12 protein-coding genes are annotated in these 14,492 nt (G+C 44.1%); 3 read left to right on the top strand and 9 right to left on the bottom strand.

Annotated elements, in window-relative coordinates:
* The 4 genes from BUB99_RS07400 to BUB99_RS07385 are packed head-to-tail and all read right to left on the bottom strand — an operon-like array spanning nt 1 to nt 5,334.
* A complete protein-coding gene (locus BUB99_RS07400) occupies nt 1-1,137 on the bottom strand; it encodes a 5-(carboxyamino)imidazole ribonucleotide synthase (RefSeq protein WP_073121053.1) in 1,137 nt (378 codons plus the stop codon).
* A 59-nt stretch (nt 1,138-1,196) separates the two neighbouring features.
* On the bottom strand, nt 1,197-2,996 hold the full coding sequence (locus tag BUB99_RS07395) for a MutS-related protein (RefSeq protein WP_073121051.1): 1,800 nt from the start codon (nt 2,994-2,996) through the stop codon (nt 1,197-1,199).
* Nucleotides 2,996-5,104 carry a ferrous iron transport protein B gene (feoB, locus tag BUB99_RS07390; protein WP_073121049.1) on the bottom strand — a complete coding sequence of 703 codons (2,109 nt, stop codon included), beginning with the start codon at nt 5,102-5,104 and terminating at the stop codon, nt 2,996-2,998. Before feoB ends, BUB99_RS07395 begins: the two co-directional genes overlap by 1 nt.
* A gap of 8 nt (nt 5,105-5,112) precedes the next feature.
* Nucleotides 5,113-5,334, bottom strand: coding sequence for a FeoA family protein (locus tag BUB99_RS07385; protein WP_073121047.1), 222 nt, complete (start codon nt 5,332-5,334; stop codon nt 5,113-5,115).
* 216 nt (nt 5,335-5,550) lie between these two features.
* Here BUB99_RS07385 and radA point away from each other — a divergent pair, with 216 nt between their 5' ends.
* Both radA and BUB99_RS07375 read left to right on the top strand, forming a co-directional pair.
* Entirely contained in the window at nt 5,551-6,933 is a 1,383-nt protein-coding gene (gene radA, locus BUB99_RS07380) for a DNA repair protein RadA (RefSeq protein WP_073121045.1), read from the top strand.
* 55 nt (nt 6,934-6,988) lie between these two features.
* Nucleotides 6,989-7,507 carry a DinB family protein gene (locus BUB99_RS07375; protein WP_073121043.1) on the top strand — a complete coding sequence of 173 codons (519 nt, stop codon included), beginning with the start codon at nt 6,989-6,991 and terminating at the stop codon, nt 7,505-7,507.
* 77 nt (nt 7,508-7,584) lie between these two features.
* Here BUB99_RS07375 and BUB99_RS07370 read toward each other — a convergent pair whose 3' ends face one another.
* The 5 genes from BUB99_RS07370 to BUB99_RS07350 form a co-directional block, all read right to left on the bottom strand.
* Nucleotides 7,585-8,004 (bottom strand): DUF1987 domain-containing protein, encoded by a 420-nt coding sequence (locus tag BUB99_RS07370; protein WP_073121041.1) that lies wholly within the window; start codon nt 8,002-8,004, stop codon nt 7,585-7,587.
* Nucleotides 8,005-8,217: 213 nt separating this feature from the next.
* Entirely contained in the window at nt 8,218-10,242 is a 2,025-nt protein-coding gene (locus BUB99_RS07365; protein ID WP_073121039.1) for an OmpA family protein, read from the bottom strand.
* A 30-nt stretch (nt 10,243-10,272) separates the two neighbouring features.
* Entirely contained in the window at nt 10,273-10,755 is a 483-nt protein-coding gene (locus BUB99_RS07360; RefSeq protein WP_073121037.1) for a hypothetical protein, read from the bottom strand.
* A gap of 41 nt (nt 10,756-10,796) precedes the next feature.
* Nucleotides 10,797-11,828, bottom strand: coding sequence for a TerC family protein (locus BUB99_RS07355; protein WP_084190427.1), 1,032 nt, complete (start codon nt 11,826-11,828; stop codon nt 10,797-10,799).
* Nucleotides 11,829-11,969: 141 nt separating this feature from the next.
* Complete coding sequence (locus BUB99_RS07350; protein WP_073121035.1) at nt 11,970-13,754, bottom strand: ABC transporter ATP-binding protein; 1,785 nt, start codon at nt 13,752-13,754, stop codon at nt 11,970-11,972.
* Between the two features lie 130 nt (nt 13,755-13,884).
* Between BUB99_RS07350 and BUB99_RS07345 the strand changes: the two genes are divergently transcribed.
* Complete coding sequence (locus BUB99_RS07345) at nt 13,885-14,466, top strand: LOG family protein (RefSeq protein ID WP_073121033.1); 582 nt, start codon at nt 13,885-13,887, stop codon at nt 14,464-14,466.
* The last annotated feature ends 26 nt before the right edge of the window (nt 14,467-14,492 follow it).

Below are 14,492 nucleotides of genomic sequence, written 5' to 3'. Positions count from 1 at the left end.
TTATGCGATTATTTTAATGCTTTCTTTGAGTGCTCTTGCTTTAGTCTTTAGTGCTGTGAGGTCATCACCCACGAGTGTGAGGTGTCCCATTTTTCTAAAGGGCTTGGTTATTTTTTTGCCATAGAGATGGAGGTGCATTCCTGTTATTTCCATGGCTTCTGCTAGGCCTTCGTAGCGCGCATGACCACTGTGGTTAGGGTGTCCGAGTAGGTTGATCATTACGGCACTGCCTTTAACAGATGTGTCGCCCAATGGTAGATTCAGAATGGCTCTGATATGTTGCTCGAACTGTGAGGTGATGTTGCCTTCTATCGTGTGGTGTCCACTGTTGTGTGTACGTGGGGCGCACTCGTTGACCATGAGTCCACCGTCTTTGGTGACGAACATCTCTACGGCTAGCAGTCCCACCATATCAAATTCGGAGATGACTTTTTTTGCCAGTTCACGGGCATTGTTTCGGATGCTGAGATCTATTTCTGAGGGAGAAAACAGAAACTCTACTAGATTTTGCTCTGGATGGTACTCGAGTTCGACAACAGGGAAAGTGGACATCTCACCCTTTTCGTTCCTCGCTACGATCACAGATATTTCTTTTTGATAGTCCACGAACTTTTCCAAAAGGGAGGGTGCTTCAAATCCTTTGTCTAAATCTGCCTCTGTTTTGATGATTTGTACACCCTTGCCGTCATAGCCATCTGTTCGTAGTTTGTTGGCAGCAGGCAATAGGTTTTTGTGTCGTGTTAGTTCTTCTTTTTTTGAGATCAGTACAAAGTCCGATGTGGGGATGTTGTGATCAAGATAGAACTGCTTTTGGAATCCTTTGTCTTTGATGATTTTGAGTACGTTGGGTTGCGGAAAAACTTTTTTTCCTCTCCTTTCCAGCTCTTCTAATGCCTCGATATTTACATTTTCGATCTCCACGGTGATTACATCACAGCCTTCTCCGAAGGCTAATACTTCGTCATAGTTGGTGATGTCGCCGTTGACGAAATGGCTTGCGAGGTTCTTGCAGGGAGCATTAGGGTCTGGATCGATGCATGCTACTTCTAGGTTGAGGTTCATGGCAGATTGGATCATCATGCGACCGAGCTGGCCACCGCCAAGCACGCCTATCGAAATACTGGGATCAAAAGTCATAGTGCAAAATTGTATTCGGCGCAAAAATAGTCAGCTATGAATAAGGATTGTAAGCTTTTCTATTTTTTGATGATCCCCATCTTTCTCATCAGTGCACTGGCGTTGAAACTTCTACAAGGTCCGTCCGTCAATTTATAGTCAAAGGAGATTTCGTCATCCGACAATTGACTGTTAAAGCTGTAGTTAGTCATACGGTCGATGGCTAGTTCGGCCAGTTCCACGTCGTGGGTAGAGATGAGACCCAAACTGTTAGAAGTGGTGAGTTGTTCGATGAGTGCGGTCGCCCCAGCATGGCGGTCTTTGGTATTGGTACCTTTGAGGATTTCGTCTAGGAGATAAAAGGTAGGGATGTCCTCGTCTATCTGTTCCAACATTTGTTTGATACGACTGATCTCGGCGTAGAATGAGCTAACGCTTTCTTCCAGATTGTCCTGTGTGCGCATGCTGGTGAAGATTTTGAGCGGAGAGAAAGAAAACGACTTTGCAGCGACTGGAGCACCCATTTGGGCCAGTACCAGATTGATGCCTATCGTACGTAGAAAGGTACTCTTGCCAGACATGTTAGAACCAGTGATGAGCGCGAGTTCCCCTCTACCGCTCAGTGTGAAATCATTGGTGATCGCCTCATAACCTCCGATCAGTGGGTGGAGCATGGACTGAGCTTGGACATGGCAGGTCTGTTGCTTAGGAGTAGGAAAGCAATAGTTTTCCTCGGCAAAACTGAATGCCGCTAAATCGGATAATGCTGCGATCTGATCCACACTGTCAAACCAATGCTCGACGTGATTACAATGACGTTGATGCCAAGTCTGGATACGTCGTAGCACGAATAGGTCCAGCATGAATAGCCCGTTGAGCGACTGGTAAAATAGATTGCCACGGTTGGTCAAGAACTGTAGTGAACCCTTAAGTTGCTTGATTTGAGTAGAAGCTTTATGTCCATCACTCATTTTGGCTTTGAGGGACTGAAGGAGCGGAGCGGTGAATGTTTGGGACTCAATAGATCGTATGACTTCTTCGTAAGCACCGATGATTTTGGAGAAATCCCCGAGGCTTTTGGTCAAATTAAGTAGCGGAATAAATAGCAATCTAAGGAATAGGAAATTGACTCCCAGTACTAAGAATAGCCAACGGGAGTCCCAGTCCATGAAGTTGATTAGAATCAGGAAAGCGATCGAAAGAGTGGGTAAAGCATACTGTGCAATTTTCCAGATCGATCCATTAAGTACTTGTGTATCTGTGGCGATATCTTGGAGATAGCTTGAGACTGGACGTGCTTTATTTTTTTGATTGATCTGGGCGTGACTGTGTGCCGTGTGGGTTTGTGTCCAGTCGGTTGCTTCACGTAGCTCTTTGATAGCAGCTTGTCGTTGTGTTATCATGTCGATATCTGCAGGAGCAGCCATCCATTGGGCTAGAATCCGTTGACTACCGAGGAACCGGTTGCGACTGATGAGCTGATACAGCGAGTGTGAGCCAAATATATCTAAGTCTGGTGCATAGGGATGATGCGTGTCTAGGTATTCTGCTCCATTATGTAGCGATTTGATATTTCTGTGGAGGCGAAGTATTTCGTTTTGATTGATCTCAACGAGAAAGCTCAACTGCTGTATTTCTGCTTTGATGCGACTATGTACATTGACCAGAATACCAAAGATCGGGACGTAAGTGATGATTACTCCTATCGCCCAAGCAGTCTCCCGTGAAGAGAAGAGAGCATAGACAACAGCCGCGAAAACCAAAAAACTAAGAATCCGTACCCAACCGACTAAGATTGAGGTTTGCTTTTTCTCATTTTGTTCCTTTTGGAAACGTTCGATTCGGGATTGAAAAAAGGCTTCTTTATTGGCTTGTTGCATTATTTGAGTACTTGGTAGACGACTAATGCGCTAAGGTAAGCCAGTCCAGACATGTAAAACAACTGTAGTAGCGGCCACTTGTAGGATTTGGTCTCACGATAGACTACCGCTAGCGTACTCATGCACTGCATCGCAAAGGCATAGAACACCATTAGTGACATGCCTAGTGCAAAGGTGTACATCGGATCGCCAGTATGCGGATTGATTTCGGCTCTCAGTTTTTCTTTGATGGTCGTTTCGCTTTCCTCGTCTGCACCGACACTGTAAATGGTGGCGATCGTACCTACAAATACCTCTCGTGCAGCGAAGGAGGTGATGAGAGCGATACCGATTTTCCAGTCATAGCCGAGTGGAGCGATCGCAGGTTCTATGCTTTTGCCTAAGATACCTGCGTAGGAGTTTTCTAACTTGTAGGCTGAGACGGCATTTTCGAATGCTTGAGAATCTACTGCTAACGATGGCTGCTCCGCTTGAACTGTCGTAGTGGCCTGATCGAATTTATCTCCTGGACCATAAGACGCCAGTACCCATAGGATAATGGAGATGGCCAGAATGATTTTTCCCGCTTCGAACACAAAGGTTCTGCTCTTGCTAAAGATGGTAATCCATACATTTCTCCATTTGGGCCAGCGGTAGACGGGCAGCTCCATGATGAAATAGCTGCGTTCTTTGACCTTCAGTATTTTTTGCATGATGAGTGCGGAGAAAATCGCTCCAAAGAAACCCAGCAAGTATAAAAACATGAGTGTAAGCCCTTGCAGATTGAAGATGCCCAGTACGTGTTTTTCGGGGATTACCAAAGAAATCAATATAGCATAGACGGGTAGTCTGGCCGAACAGCTCATGAATGGCGTGACGAAAATCGTAATGATACGATCTTTCCAACTTTCGATGTTTCGAGTAGCCATGATGGCAGGGATAGCGCAAGCAACGCCCGAGATTAAGGGTACAATACTCTTACCGTTCAAGCCGAATTTACGCATGATTTTGTCTGTCAGGAAGACTACACGTGCCATGTATCCAGATTCTTCTAGGATGGCAATGAAACAAAAGAGCAAGGCTATCTGCGGAATGAAAATCACGACTCCTCCTAGCCCGGGGATAATCCCTTCGGCTAATAGATCGGTGAGTACTCCAGGAGGCAACAAATCGTTGGCTAAGCCGCTAAGTTCGGCGAACCCCATGTCTATCCAGTCCATGAATGGGTTTGCCCACTCGAATATCGTCTGAAACATAAGTAGCAGCACGGCCATGAATATGAGATAACCATAGATTTTGTGCGTCAGTATTTTGTCCAGCTTACTGGTTCTGTTTTTGACTACTCCTTCTTGCGATCGAATGACTACTTCTTGTAGTTTTTTACGAATGATTTTGTACCGTTCTACCGTTTCTGTCGTCTGAAACTGACGGTCACAGAAATTGTATTTGACTTTTGCATCTGCTATAAATTGTTTTTCGTCAATGCTGAGAAAAGACTTGCTGTAGGTCTGCTGAGCATACTGATACGCGATATAGTCATTGCGTAGCTCAAATTTGTCTTTGATGATAGGGATGATCTCAGGAGATAAATCATTGACATCATAGAATGGGACGTGCTCGGGATGTTTTGTATCTAGTATTGCTTTTTTGAGATCTTCTAGCCCTTCTCCATTTCGTCCGTTGACCGTTATAACGGTCGTGTTGAATTCTTTTTCTAATGCTGAGATATCGATATTTAGCCCTTGCTTGTTGGCGATATCCAGCATCGTCAATACGAGGATGGTAGGCTGTCCGAGATCTTTGATCTCAGAGAATAGTAGTAGGTTTCTTTCGAGGTTGGACGCATCTGCTACTGCGATGATCGTGTCAGGGAAGTCATGGGCATTTTCATCACTAAGAAAGTCAAATACCACGCGCTCGTCCATAGATCGTGGATAGATACTGTAAGTGCCAGGGAGGTCTAGTACGTTGATGGGGCTATTGTTGTAACTGTACAGGCCAGAGACTTTGTCCATGGTGACACCTGGGAAATTGCCCACTTTTTGGTTCATCCCCGTCAGTAGGTTGAATACAGATGTTTTGCCCGCGTTAGGATTGCCTACGAGGGCTACATTGATCGTTCTGCTCATGCTATGGATTAAGAAAGAATAATTGTTTTGGCCTCTTCGACTCTCAGCGATAGTGCATAGCCAGATACGTCTACACAGATAGGGTCTCCTAGGGGTGCGGCGAATTTCATGACGATTTCTGTACCGGGTAGGACACCCATTTCCATGAGCTTTAGTGAGATATACTCGTCCGTAAAATCCTTGACCATACCTTTTTGCCCAGGTACTAAATCTGCCGCTGACCGTTCCATTCTTCTTATTTAGAATAATTTTTAATAAGGCAAATCTATCCTTTTTGGGCAAGGGCTGCAAGTAACCGCAGCTGAGATATGTCATCTATGTCTCTTTTGATGGTTAGGCTCCAAAATGTGCGTAGACGTAAGGAGTACCAAATAGGGTGTCGAGAAGACTAGATTTCTCTATGAAAGGGAATCCTTGTATTTTCGTCCTTGATAATCAATAGAATTATGGCCAAAGCAAAAACTGTTTTTTTCTGCCAAAACTGTGGTGCCCAATCTCCCAAATGGGTGGGTAAATGTATGAGTTGCGGTGAATGGAACTCCTATGTCGAGGAGGTGATAGAGTCTTCCGAAAAGAATGCCAAAATATGGACGGATAAGGAAACCAAAGGAGTGCCCAATAAGCCAGTTAAAATCCATGAAGTCAAAACGGAGAAAAGCGAACGCATGGGGACACATGATATCGAGCTTGATCGTGTGCTGGGCGGAGGAATTGTTGCAGGGTCACTGGTATTGGTAGGAGGAGAGCCAGGGATCGGTAAGTCCACCTTGTTTTTGCAGATGGCGCTGATGATGAATGACCGAAAGATACTCTATGTGTCGGGAGAGGAAAGTCCTCAGCAGATCAAGATGCGTGCAGAGCGGATGGCTCCTCTCTCGTCTGACAACTGTTTTCTATTGGCCGAAACTTCTGTGAGTCAGATTTTTCAGCAGGTGAGACAGGTGCAGCCCGATGTACTGATTGTAGATTCGATTCAGACGCTGTATAGTTCGAAGGTAGATAGCTCCGCAGGTAGTGTCAGTCAGGTGAGAGAGTGTACTGGGGAGCTTTTACAGTTTGCTAAATCTACCGATGTACCGGTGTTTTTGATCGGGCACATCACCAAGGAAGGGACAATTGCAGGGCCAAAAGTACTCGAGCACATGGTGGATACAGTACTTCAGTTCGAAGGAGATAGACACCTAAGTTACCGCATACTGCGAACGATAAAGAACCGCTTTGGGTCTACCTCAGAAATCGGTATCTACGAGATGCTGGGCAATGGCATGCGTCAGGTCACGAATCCATCGGAGATTTTGATCTCAAACAAAGATAATGAATTGAGTGGGGTGACCATAGGGGCATCTATCGAAGGGAATCGCCCGTTGCTAATAGAGACACAGGCACTGGTGAGTACTTCTGCTTATGGTACGCCACAGCGATCTACGACTGGGTATGATGCCAAACGTCTCAATATGCTTTTGGCAGTATTGGAAAAGCGTGGAGGTTTGCGCCTAGGTAATCAGGATGTGTTTTTGAACATTGCTGGGGGATTGAAAATAGATGATCCCGCCTTGGATTTAAGTATTTGCGTTGCGGTGGTGTCGTCGCACGAGGAGCAAATTGTGTCGTCAGATGTGTGCTTTGCAGGAGAGGTAGGGTTAGGAGGAGAGGTACGTGCGGTCAACCGCATAGAGAACCGCATCTCTGAAGCAGAAAAATTAGGCTTCTCGGCGATCTATGTTTCTGCAGTTAATAAAAAATCGTTAGAGCCTGCTAAATACAAAATCAAAATTCATTTTGTGTCCAATATCGTGGAAGTGTTTAAGAGTCTAGCTACCTTAGATTAGCATCCACACCTATTGGTCGATAGGTTATGTGATGAGAGAACAAACAAATTAAACTATGAAAAAATTAATCTACCTAATCGTATTGATGCCGATGCTGTCATGGGCACAAGTCCCCACACTTCAGCAAGAATTTGCAGGTGCTACGGAGTACAATCAAGGACAACTTGTGCAGTTGATCGGTGTGATTCCTGCAGACAAAATGAGTTGGAGAAGTAGTGAAGATGTGCGTAGCGTGTCGGAAGTCATCGCTCATATTGCAGGGACTAATTATATGTTTGGAAGTTTTTTGGGCACTCCTCTGCCTGAAGGAGTCGATTGGCAGTCTATGGAGAAGACATTGACCAAGAAAGAAGATTTACTCAAAGCAATCAATGATTCTTTTGCCTTCATTAACAAAGCATCTGCTGCTGTAGAGAAGGATGATCTATTGACGCAAGTGGAATTGCCTTTCGGTACATTCACTAAGCGAGCGATCATGGGGATTGCTGGAGGCCACTGTTCGGAACACAAAGGGCAATTGATCGCCTATGCTAGATTTATGGAAATCCAGCCGCCATGGAGTGGGATGGAGTAATTTTGTAATGTTTTTGTGAAATGAAAAGAGCCTCATATCATTGATATGAGGCTCTTTTTTTGACTAGTCATGATATTTTATTTTTCTTCTTCCTTCATTTCTCCGAGTACATTGATCTCGGGGATTTCCACGTAATTGAATTCGTAGTTGAAGAATGAGCTTAAATCTTCTCCGGCTTCCTGCATGTCTTCATCACCATCTTCGAAGTACCAGTTGACTTTGACATTTTTGCCTTTGTCTACCCTGAGGTCGTTTACTTTCTTGAACAGAATGTAAATACACTTAGAGGAACTCGTGTTGAAGTATTCGTAGGCGATATTCAAAGTAAGAGAAGGCGTATCTGCATTCGCAAACTGATCAATGCTTTCGTGGAGATGTTTGTAAAAAGCTAAGGGATTTTCAGGGCTTGATTTCCCTCTAATGTCTAACAATCCTTTTTGTGGATTAAAGTAGATGGATGGCGTGATTCGAGTAGCGCGTATAAAAAATCCTTTCATGGTGAATAAATCTATTTTTCTCTTAAAACTGGTTAATCAAAAATGAAAAATTCCTAGCACATTTAAAATACAGGAATCTCTTAATTGTTGATTTGGAGAGAAGGATTTCATTCTCATTCAAAATACAAGGATTCTAGTAGGTCAAATAGCCGAAAGAATATTTTTCATTCCTGTTGCGGCAGTACAAATTAGGAAAAATTCCTATAACTCCAACTAGTTTTCTGTGTCTTCGTCTAAATCAGAGAAAAATCTATCAGTATCATCTGTGTCTTCGTCATCTCCTTCCTCGTCACCTTCTTCCTCATCGACGTGTCTAGCATTGTATTTAATCACCTTAAACTCTGTGCGACGGTTTTGTTGGTGCTCTATTTCATTCTCGGCATCTTCAACGATTAATTTGGTCTCACCATAGCCTTTGGCTACTATTCTGTCTTTTTCTATGCCTTGTGAGATGATATAATTGACAGCTGATTCAGCTCTACGCTGTGATAGATCCATATTATAGTCATGATCTGCTCGGACATCGGTGTGAGAACTTAGTTCGATGGTGATCTCTGGGTTGTCTTTCATGATCACGACCAGTTTGTCTAGTTCTTTGGCAGCTGCGGGTTTGATATTGGCCTTGTTGAGGTCGTAGTAGATGTTGTTGAGAACTATTGGTTTTTCGATCACGATCTGATTGAGAGGCAAATCTTGTTTGAATTCTACATTGGTGACCATTTCGGTGAGTGTGGATTTATCGATGGACTTGCCTATTGTGGAGAAGTCTATTCGAGTGGTGAAGTAGTTTTCTTTTTCGGCGATCAAGTAGTAGTTTTCTTCAGAATATACACGAAAACGATAACGGCCGTCTACCTCTGTGAATTGCTCATCAATGATTCCATCCTCTTCGTCTACGAGTAGGACTTTGGTGTTAGGAAGGGGCTGTAGTTTTTTGTTTTCGTCTGGCGTTAAGGTGCTGCCTGAGAGATAGTAGTTGACGATCTTCAGGTTGGGATCGTCATTGACGAAGGTGTAGATATCGTCATCTCCTTTTCCTCCCTTTCTATTAGAAGTGAAAAAGCCTCTCGATGGATTGAAAAGGTATAAACCAAAATCGTCACTCGAAGAGTTGATTGGTTCGCCGAGGTTTTTTATGATCTCCTTTCCTCCACCACGTGTTGCTTCGAATAGGTCTAGTCCGCCATAGCCTGGTTGTCCGTCGGATGCAAAATAGAGGACACCAGTACCGCCTACATATGGAAATAATTCATTGCCAGGAGTGTTGATGTGAGCGCCCATGTTTCGGACGTCTACCCATCTGCCACGGCGGTTGAGCTTGGCGGTGTAGATGTCTATGCCGCCATAGCCACCTTCTCTATTGGAGGCGAAGTAGAGCGTTGTGCCGTCGGCCGTTAGTGCAGGGCACGAGTCCCATGCGTCGCGCTTGTTGATAGATAGTGGTCTGGCTTCACTCCATTTTCCATTACGATATCGGGTAAAATAGAGGTTGACCTCATTAGTGCCACTGGATTTTCCGCTGTTGGCCTTGGCAAAGATCATGGTTCTTCCATTTTCGGATAGGGTAATAGAGCCTTCGTTGATGTCAGAGGTGTTGATGTTCTCATCGAGTGCTTGTAGCGTTTCTATATCCACTTTTGCGCCCTTGGTGCGGGCACGGTAGATGTCGGTGAACGGTGTGCCTGTTCCTTTGTAGGTTTTGCCGCCGTCTCGGTTAGAGGTGAAATAAAGATATCCATTGTTGTAGACTGGAGAGTACTCCGCATAGGGCGTGTTGATTTCGTCTAGGCTTTTGACACGGAAGTAATTGACCATGCTACGAACTTCTTCCATTCTGTTGAGGTTGTCTAGTTCGTTTTGTGCCCAGATTACTACGTCTTTGTCTTCGCCTTTGTCTAGGTATTGGGTGAGGATTTTTTTAGCTTCAGTCTCTTTACCATTGGACTTGAGGGCTTGGGCATAGTAGTAGTATGCTTTTTCTTCCGCTATGTTATTGTCTATGGCTACCTTATAGTAGGGTTCGGCTTTCTTGAGCTGATTGGACTGACGATACGCCTCAGCAAGGGCGTAGTTGGAGGTGGGGTCGTTGGGCTTGACCGCTTTTTTATATTGGTGTATTGCAGTGCTGAACTCGCCTGCTTCGAAACTCTTGTTAGCCTTTTTGAGCGGGCTACAGGAGACAATGGCTAGGGCGGCTAGCCACGAAAGAATGGATATGTACCGATCAATCTTTTTCATCTATCAGTAATCTAGTCAAAGATTTGGGTCTTAAAAATATCTTTTGAGCCAGCTGTCTTCTGCAGGCACGACCCAGTCCTCTTGCAGTCCTTTGATAGTAGGGACTAGATTGTTGAAAGTTAAGGTCTTTCTGTTTATTTTCCCCTCTTGGATGAGTGATTTTATCTCTGTGATGGTGCTCTCGAATACTTCGTCGTTGATGATGAAGCAGACCTGTGACCGATTGAAGAAACTCAGTTTTAGTTTTTGTTCTAATGTTTTGACAAGACCTACAGACGCATCGATAGAGCAACCGCTAGCTTGGTTGAAACTTTCATCCACAGATACGATCAGAAATTTGTTGTGGAGTATTTTAAAACTGCTTTTGAGTGCCGCGCCGTGAGCAGCCCATCCTTCGAGAAAGCGATTAGATTCTTCGGTTATCGTTTGGACATCCTCAGTATTTAAAATCCTGTCTGCTTGATATATCCAGACTCTAGCATTGTCGGGCAATTGATCGAAAGGTACTATCATAAAATTGACTTTTATACTCCTACGAAATGGAGAGGAAAAAGCTACACTTCTTCCTCAACTGTTTCTGCGGGCTCTACCGCTTCTTCTGCTTGTGGGAAAATAACCGACAAAACGATAGACAAGGTCAGCGCTGCTATGATCACGATGAAAGACCAGATCACAGGGATATGGACATGCTCTTCGATCCCCACGAGCTGAAACGCAGACTGAACAAGACTCCATTCTAGAAGCATTTTGGCACCAATAAAGATTAGAACAATGGAAAGTCCTTTTTGCAGCAGGTAAAATTTATCAAGAACATTGGCTAGCAAGAAGAACATCGCTCTGAGTCCCATGACCGCAAAGATATTCGAGGTGTAAATGATGAATTCATTTTGGCTAATAGCAAAGGCTGCAGGAATGGAATCAACTGCAAAGATCAGGTCTGTAGATTCGATCAGGAGTACGACTAGGAAAAGTGGTGTGAACCATAACTTTCCTTTCTCTTTGAAAACAAATTTTCCACCTCTTTCATCTTTAGAGATCGGGAGTATTTTTTTAGCCCATCGCAAAAGGATGTTTTTCTCTGGTTCGATATCCATGTCCTCATCTTCATTGAAGATTTTGACACCAGAGTAGATTAGGAATATGCCGAAGATGTATAGAATCCAGTGGAACTCACCTATCAATAATGCACCTAGGAATATAAACACAGCGCGGAAAACGATAGCACCTAGAATACCCCAAAATAAGATATCATGGTAATATTCGTCCTTGACCTTGAAGTAGCGTAGGATGAGTAGAATGACGAAAATGTTGTCTACGGAAAGCGCTTTTTCCGTCACGTAGGCAGAGAAGTACTCTATGGCGTTCTGTGACCCACCTCCAAAAAAATAGATTAAACCTCCAAAAATGCACGAGACTACAATCCAGAATATAGTCTGCATGAGCGCGTCTTTTTGCGTAATTTTTTTAGGCCCTTTATGAACGAGTCCTAAATCTACGACTAAGAATAGTACGATAACTACCCCAAAAACACCGAACAGAAGAAATTCATTCGTTCCAGAAAAAATATTATTAAGTATAAGGTTCATTCAATCAAGTCGTTAAATGCTGCTTTTGCTAAATTGTCAGAGCCGCAAAGAAAGTCATAATATAGTATAAAATGTCAGATTCAAGCAACACTTTTGACCTCTTTAGATAAGTGATGGTTATCAGGGGGTTAATGTGGTTAATTATTCGACCAACTGCAGGTTGACCAGATGGTTGTAGGTACTGTTCGGGTTAGAGAGTAGGCTGTCATGTGTGCCTGATTCTGCAATCTGCCCATGTTCTAGTACGAATATTTGATCTACAGCCTTGATCGTAGCGAGACGATGTGCAATGATGAGTGTCGTCCGCTCCTTCATCAGTTCATTGAATGCCTGCTGGACCAGATTTTCCGACTCGGCATCTAGTGAGCTGGTCGCTTCATCCAATATCAAGATGGATGGATTTTTAAGGATGGTTCGAGCGATCGCAATTCTTTGTCTTTGTCCGCCAGATAGTTTGACGCCTCGTTCGCCTACTAGGGTGTCGAGTCCCTCAGGGAAGGATTGGATAAAATCCATCGCGTGAGCCTTTCGTGCAGCAGCGATAACCTCTTCTTCGCTAGCTGCTGGGTTGCCATAGGCGATGTTTTCGCGGATGCTCCCACCAAAGAGAATGATTTCTTGAGGAACCATACCTATGCTGTCTCTGAGGTCTTTGAGACTGTATTCTTTGATTTCTTTGCCATCCACAGCGATGGTGCCCTCATAGCCGTTGTATAGTCTCATGAGGAGTTGAGCGATGGTAGTTTTACCTGCGCCACTTTTCCCAACAAGGGCGACCTTCTGCCCTTGTTTGATTTGAAGTGACAGCCTATTCAGTACTTGGATGTCTTGGCGGCTTTCGTAAGCAAATGATACTTGATCGAATGCTATGGCGCCTTTGATAGGGGTGCTAACGGTCGTTGTGCTGTCGGTTTCAGATTCTTCGTCCTGAATCTCCAGTACTCTCTCAGAGGCACCAATGGCACGCTGAATCTGACCAAATAAATCGCCCAAGCCCGCAATAGACCCGCCGATGAAGGAGGTGTAAAGCACGAAAGATATTAGATCACCGATGCTCATTTCTCCGTTTTGGAGTAGTACTGCACCATACCAGATGATGGCAACCATCGCACCGAAGAGAGCAAAAATGATGAATGAAATGAAACCAGCTCTATACTTGGCTGCATGGATGGCTGCCGTAATAACCTTGCCCATTGCTCCGTCGAATCTATTCTTCTCGAAGCTTTCGTTAGTAAAGGATTTGACCGCTAGGATGGACTGAAAGGTCTCTTCTGCTATCGTAGAAGATACCGCTAGTTCGTCCTGAGATTTGCGAGAGAGTGTTCTGATTTTTTTCCCGAATAGCATCGCTGCAAAAATGATGACAGGCAGCACACAGAGCATAAAGAGGCTAAGTGCAGGAGTGGTGATAAATATCATCGTCAGCCCAACTGCCAGCGTAACGATCTGACGAATCACCTCTGCTAGTGTCGTCGAAAAAGTAGTCTGTAGCATACTAATATCGGCCGTGATCCTACTCATAAGGTCTCCTGTCCTGTTCTTGTCGTAGAATGATATTGGGAGATGAATGAGTTTTTGATAAAGCCCTGTACGAACATCTGCCATGGCATTTTCGCTCACCTGAGCGAATAGATAAACCCGAAAATAGGAGATAATACCCTGTAGGAATAGGATGCCCATGAGCGCTAGAGCGACTTGATTGATATCGGTGAGGTACCAGCTTTGGTCTCCACCTGCCACATCGATGAGTTTGCCTGCGACCAATGGAAACGCCAACAATAGGAAGCTACCCACCACGAGAAATACCAGACCGACTAAGAATTTGGATTTGTAAGGGACGATGTACTGGAAGATGCTGTAAAGCTTCTTGAAATTTTCACCATTCAATTTTCTCTTATCCTCTTCCTTTAACTTCTCTCTTGCCATTTATTTCCTTGATAATTTGGGCAAAAGTAAGCTTCTAATGCTTACGGTACAATCGTTATTTATTATTTGGCAATTTTGTGCATCGCCGGGCTAGATTTAAGATATTTGTGCTACAACATTGGATTTTAATATGAACAGTATTTGTGTTTACTGTGGTTCTTCGACGGGTAATAATTCGGCGTTTGTGACTGCAGCTCAAGAATTAGGAAAGAAACTGGCAGAAGCCGAAATCACTATGGTCTACGGAGGTGCCGCACTTGGTTTGATGGGGACGATAGCAGATTCGTGTCTTGATGGTGGAGGTTCTGTCGTTGGTGTAATTCCTAAGTTTTTGGACGAAATAGAAATTTCGCATGATAAGCTCACCGAGATTGTATTGACTGAATCAATGCACGAGCGTAAGACGAGTATGGCTGATAGAGCGGATGCTTTTGTTGCTATGCCAGGTGGTTTTGGTACACTGGAGGAGTTGATGGAGGTTTTGACTTGGAGTCAGTTGGGATTGATCCAAAAACCAATTGGGATATTGAATGTTAATGGTTATTATGATCCGCTAATGACGTTTTTTGATCACATGCTGACACAAGGACTGATCAAGGAAGCGCATATGGATTTGTTTGTAATCAATGATGACGTGGAGAAGCTTTTGGAGGACCTGAGGTCATTCGAAGCGACTAAGGCTGATCATCGACAGAAGCTTGGGTTGGTTTAGTCTTGCATAGCTAGAGACTTTTCGCT

Origin of the sequence: Reichenbachiella agariperforans (assembly GCF_900142205.1) — a bacterium.
Taxonomy (GTDB): domain Bacteria; phylum Bacteroidota; class Bacteroidia; order Cytophagales; family Cyclobacteriaceae; genus Reichenbachiella; species Reichenbachiella agariperforans.
Note: the sequence above shows the minus strand (reverse complement) of the source record. Positions and strands in the feature narration are given on the sequence as shown.

Coding starts and splice junctions, on each gene's coding strand:
- BUB99_RS07400 (WP_073121053.1), bottom strand. CDS start 1,137: ATGACTTTTGATCCCAGTATTTCGATAGGCGTGCTTGGCGGTGGCCAG.
- BUB99_RS07395 (WP_073121051.1), bottom strand. CDS start 2,996: ATGCAACAAGCCAATAAAGAAGCCTTTTTTCAATCCCGAATCGAACGT.
- feoB (WP_073121049.1), bottom strand. CDS start 5,104: ATGAGCAGAACGATCAATGTAGCCCTCGTAGGCAATCCTAACGCGGGC.
- BUB99_RS07385 (WP_073121047.1), bottom strand. CDS start 5,334: ATGGAACGGTCAGCGGCAGATTTAGTACCTGGGCAAAAAGGTATGGTC.
- radA (WP_073121045.1), top strand. CDS start 5,551: ATGGCCAAAGCAAAAACTGTTTTTTTCTGCCAAAACTGTGGTGCCCAA.
- BUB99_RS07375 (WP_073121043.1), top strand. CDS start 6,989: ATGAAAAAATTAATCTACCTAATCGTATTGATGCCGATGCTGTCATGG.
- BUB99_RS07370 (WP_073121041.1), bottom strand. CDS start 8,004: ATGAAAGGATTTTTTATACGCGCTACTCGAATCACGCCATCCATCTAC.
- BUB99_RS07365 (WP_073121039.1), bottom strand. CDS start 10,242: ATGAAAAAGATTGATCGGTACATATCCATTCTTTCGTGGCTAGCCGCC.
- BUB99_RS07360 (WP_073121037.1), bottom strand. CDS start 10,755: ATGATAGTACCTTTCGATCAATTGCCCGACAATGCTAGAGTCTGGATA.
- BUB99_RS07355 (WP_084190427.1), bottom strand. CDS start 11,828: ATGAACCTTATACTTAATAATATTTTTTCTGGAACGAATGAATTTCTT.
- BUB99_RS07350 (WP_073121035.1), bottom strand. CDS start 13,754: ATGGCAAGAGAGAAGTTAAAGGAAGAGGATAAGAGAAAATTGAATGGT.
- BUB99_RS07345 (WP_073121033.1), top strand. CDS start 13,885: ATGAACAGTATTTGTGTTTACTGTGGTTCTTCGACGGGTAATAATTCG.